General features: G+C 46.0%; 4 protein-coding genes. 3 read left to right on the top strand and 1 reads right to left on the bottom strand.

Annotated features, from left to right (window positions below; all coding sequences use genetic code 11):
- Positions 1-276 precede the first annotated feature (276 nt).
- On the bottom strand, positions 277-657 hold the full coding sequence (locus B4O97_RS18965; protein WP_083053094.1) for a GxxExxY protein: 381 nt from the start codon (positions 655-657) through the stop codon (positions 277-279).
- A gap of 391 nt (positions 658-1,048) precedes the next feature.
- Between B4O97_RS18965 and B4O97_RS19560 the strand changes: the two genes are divergently transcribed.
- Genes B4O97_RS19560 through B4O97_RS18955 form a run of 3 tightly spaced genes read left to right on the top strand, consistent with a single transcriptional unit; the run spans position 1,049 to position 3,473 of the window.
- Positions 1,049-1,225: a hypothetical protein gene (locus tag B4O97_RS19560; protein ID WP_158084407.1), complete on the top strand. Its 177-nt coding sequence runs from the start codon at positions 1,049-1,051 to the stop codon at positions 1,223-1,225.
- Positions 1,226-1,252: 27 nt separating this feature from the next.
- Positions 1,253-2,869, top strand: coding sequence for an RHS repeat domain-containing protein (locus tag B4O97_RS18960; protein WP_083053093.1), 1,617 nt, complete (start codon positions 1,253-1,255; stop codon positions 2,867-2,869).
- Complete coding sequence (locus B4O97_RS18955) at positions 2,844-3,473, top strand: hypothetical protein (RefSeq protein WP_083053092.1); 630 nt, start codon at positions 2,844-2,846, stop codon at positions 3,471-3,473. The genes B4O97_RS18960 and B4O97_RS18955 overlap by 26 nt, the downstream gene beginning before the upstream one ends.
- Positions 3,474-3,891 lie beyond the last annotated feature (418 nt).

Raw genomic sequence — 3,891 nt, 5'->3', positions numbered from 1 at the left:
CAATAATACCAAATTATTATATGATCAAAACTTTGGCACTTAGCGACAATGATACGATTCTTGCATCATCTTCCGTAGAATTTATTGAGATCACCGAATGACCGAATTGAGCTGCGTCCTGGAAAGCTCCGGGACGTCTGCTCCAATTAAGATATTCTGTGGAACGCAATAAAATTGTTCATTGATACGTAATAGAGAAGGAAGAATTTTCAGGAGGACGGGCCAAACGGCCCGTCCTTCATAATATTTTATACAGCCGACTAAAAATGGGGGGCGCTACTCCCCCGTGACAATGAACCTGCGCCACTGGACCTTGCTATTGCGAAAATTGATAAGATAGCCGACAGGAACCTTGGACAGCCGCAGGTAATTTATAAGCTGCGCCTCCATGGCGGATGTGAGCTGCCGTACTGACTTGAGTTCCAAGATGATGCTGTTTGCAACAACAAGATCAGCGATGTAGGCACCTGCCAGTTCGCCTTTATAGTAGAGGGGATAGATTTTTTCCGTACAGAAGGGAATACCTCTCTTTTTAAGTTCGATGACCAGGGCCCCATGATAGGCGGATTCCAGGAGCCCGGGACCACAAATGTTATGAACCGAAAAGACTGCTCCCAGCACCTGATGAGACAATTCCTTGAAAGCTATGTGTGCCATACTGCACCTCCTGTTTTTCTTAACAAACACCGTCCAAGCGAGGAGCAGTCACAGGGCGAAGAGCGACAGCGTCCCTTGACGGCGAGGAGCGGGAGGTATAATGAAGAAGACAGGAGGCTGCGAAGAGAAAAATTAAACCACTGATGAACACTGATAATATTGGGCGCAACAGTGAAGCGGTGTACTGATAAAACAGGGCGAAACAGGGTAGCGATGAGAAAAAGGAATCTGCTATAATCTCATCATGATAAAAAGTCCGGTTCCAGCACATTCGCGACAAAAATCAGCGAACCACCCCCTTGCGCATACATGCACTATCAGCGGGGCCCCCCAGCCTGGCCCCATATCGATCAGTGGTTCAATAACTTCTCTAATCCGTGGCAGAAAAAATATGGCACGCCATGACCCCGAACGCCGCTGGCTTAGTACCTTGAACACGGAGAACCAGTGGGGACGGAACCTGCAGAACCTGAGCTACAGCTTTGACGATGTGGGAAACATCGAAGAGCGGAGAGACGCAAGCGGCAGGTACCTGGGCACCCAGAGCTACAGCTACGACGGGCTGTAGCAGCTTGTGGGAGCAGAGGGGACCTACGTGAACAAACCCTCCGGCTACACCAGCTGGACCGATCGCTACAGCCAGAGCTTTACCTACGACGGCTTGGGGAATATCTTGAAGAAGACCAGCAGCGAAACGAGAGTACCCTCGGCCTCTGTCCGGCCCCTGAATTACGAGCTGGACTATGAATATGATGAACAACGGCCGCACCTTGCAACGAAGATCGGGGAGCTCTACTACAGCTACGACGCCAACGGGAACGTAACGAGGGAATCGACCCTGCCTGAAGGCCAGTCCTCGGCCCATGAAGCCCCGAACCTGAGTAGCATCGGGGATGTCCGCCGGGCCGACCAGGCCTTCGGCTTTATCAACGAAGTGGAAAGCGGATGCGGGAACGAGTACATCCGCAGCTTCAGCTGGGATGCGGAGAACCGTTTGAAGAGCGTCCTTAGCTCCAACGGGAAGAGCGTGAAGTACCTCTACGACGCCGACGGCAAACGTACCACCAAGTACGCAGGGGACGGCTCCTACACCGAAGGCCTAAGCGGCGAGACCCTCTACTTTAACGAATGGTGGACCGAAACCGCCGACTCAGGAAGCTTCCGGCGGGCCAAGCACATCTACGTGGGAAAGGAGCGCATTGTAACCCGCCTGAGTAACCCATCCACGGGCGGGACTCCCTATGAGGATGTAAACACCTACTACTATCACCCTGATCATTTGGGAAGCGCCCACTGCATAACAGACCCTCAAGGCAACCCCTACGAGAGGATAGAGTATACCCCCTACGGTGAGATGTGGATCGAGATACAGGAGGATGAGGCTACAGCAAGTTATAACTACATACCCTTCCGCTTCACCGGCAAGGAGATGGACCGTGAGACCGGGCTGTATTATTACGGGGCGCGGTACCTTGATCCGAAGACGTCGAGGTGGATGAGTGGGGATCCGGCGGGGTACCAGCTGATGAATCCGATGGATGGAGAAGGGAAGCCGAGGCAGGGATACAGCATGGTTGAGGCGACGAACTGGTATAGCTATGTGAGTAATAATCCAGTGAAGTATGTTGATCCAACGGGAGAGGTCGCTTGGGTCCCATTTGTTCTCATTTCAGCTTTTGCATTAATGTTGAAGTCTGATACTGCTCCACCCCCAGACCCGGTTAATTTTTCTGATTTATATCTTGGGCTTCAAGGAATGCATTATAATGATGGGAGTAATAAAGGTGGCTTAACAATTCAGTCCAATGGTTTGAGGAGAGTAAAAAATAATTCATTGATATTATCTTCAAATATTTTTGTTGCTATTGGGACTGGGCTTCCAAGGGGAATGCCAGGCGAGAATAGTTATTCTGATGGTGTTGATACAAACCTTTCTACAATAATTGATGCAGCAGGATTACTAGGGGATATCCTGGAAAATAGTAGAAGCGAGGATGGACACGTTGCAGGCGATATTAGAATGAACGTAAAAAAAGTTAATGGAAGAGTTACAGATTGGAATATACAAATGACAATGTTGATTCCAGTTACCGATAAAGTTGAAGATTTTATCCTACCAAAGGATGATGCAATGATGTTTTTACTGGATAATCGAAAATCTTTAGAGAACTCAGGAGTTTTACAGGATGTTTCAAAGATTATTGGCGATTAGTAGTTTTTTGTTATTTTGTGTAATATTTATTGGGTGCTCTGTTGAATATAATATTATATGGCGAGGCTATACCAGTGAACCTCAGGAGATAGAATTAGCCTTCAGTAATAACGGTAATGCATCAAAAGCTATATTTTCAATGATTGTTGGTAGTACTAAAAGTATTAATTTAGCCGAAGATAGCGTTCTCAGGCGGATAACGAATGATTCAAATATTAGTGTTTTTATTTATCCGAAAATTGAAGAAGCTATTGAACAATCACTAGAGATTTTCATATTACCAAATTATCTACAATCATCGGAGGACCAAACGTATAAAGTAAGAGCTCTAAGTGATGCTGTAGCTTACTCAGTAACTTATGAAAAAGACGGTAAGATCTATCATACAATATCTAAAGATAATTCTCTGCATGTTGGCCCCGAAAAAGATATCGATAAGATTAGTAAAATAATTTCTCAGTTGAATAATGAAGACTATACATTTTTTGATGAATGGGCTACCAAGGTGCATGAGGCAACAACTCCATTAAATGGACCTAAGAATGGTTACGTTTTCTTAAGTGAAATAGATAATAAAGTCTTGTGGTTTACATCTTCCGATTAATTGTAATATGTATGGAGATTAGATTGATCAGACTAATTCACCCACCGAATGACCGAATTGAGCTGCGTCCCGGAAAGCTCCGGGACGTCTGCTCCAATTGATCGATTCGGTGGAGCGTAATAAAATTGTTCATTGATATGTAATAGTGAAGGAAGAATTTTTAGGAGGACGGGCCAAACGACCCGTCCTTTATAATCTTTTATGAGCCGACTAAAAAAAAAGGGGAGCCACTCCCCCGTGACGATGAACCTGCGAAGGGAAAAACTAAACCCTAATGAACACTGATAATATTGGGTACAACGGAGAAGCAGTGCACTGATGAATATGGGGTAGAATAGGGTAGAGGACAAGGATAGAAACAATGTAACCGTCAATTAAACCCCACCTTATACCGGATAGCTGTATACCCTACAATCCT

Origin of the sequence: Marispirochaeta aestuarii, assembly GCF_002087085.1 — a bacterium.
Classification (GTDB): Bacteria; Spirochaetota; Spirochaetia; order JC444; family Marispirochaetaceae; genus Marispirochaeta; species Marispirochaeta aestuarii.
Note: the sequence above shows the minus strand (reverse complement) of the source record. Positions and strands in the feature narration are given on the sequence as shown.

What these genes read in the sequence shown, in the direction of transcription:
- B4O97_RS18965 (WP_083053094.1), bottom strand. Translation starts at nt 657, where the DNA reads ATGGCACACATAGCTTTCAAGGAATTGTCTCATCAGGTGCTGGGAGCA.
- B4O97_RS19560 (WP_158084407.1), top strand. Translation starts at nt 1,049, where the DNA reads ATGGCACGCCATGACCCCGAACGCCGCTGGCTTAGTACCTTGAACACG.
- B4O97_RS18955 (WP_083053092.1), top strand. Translation starts at nt 2,844, where the DNA reads ATGTTTCAAAGATTATTGGCGATTAGTAGTTTTTTGTTATTTTGTGTA.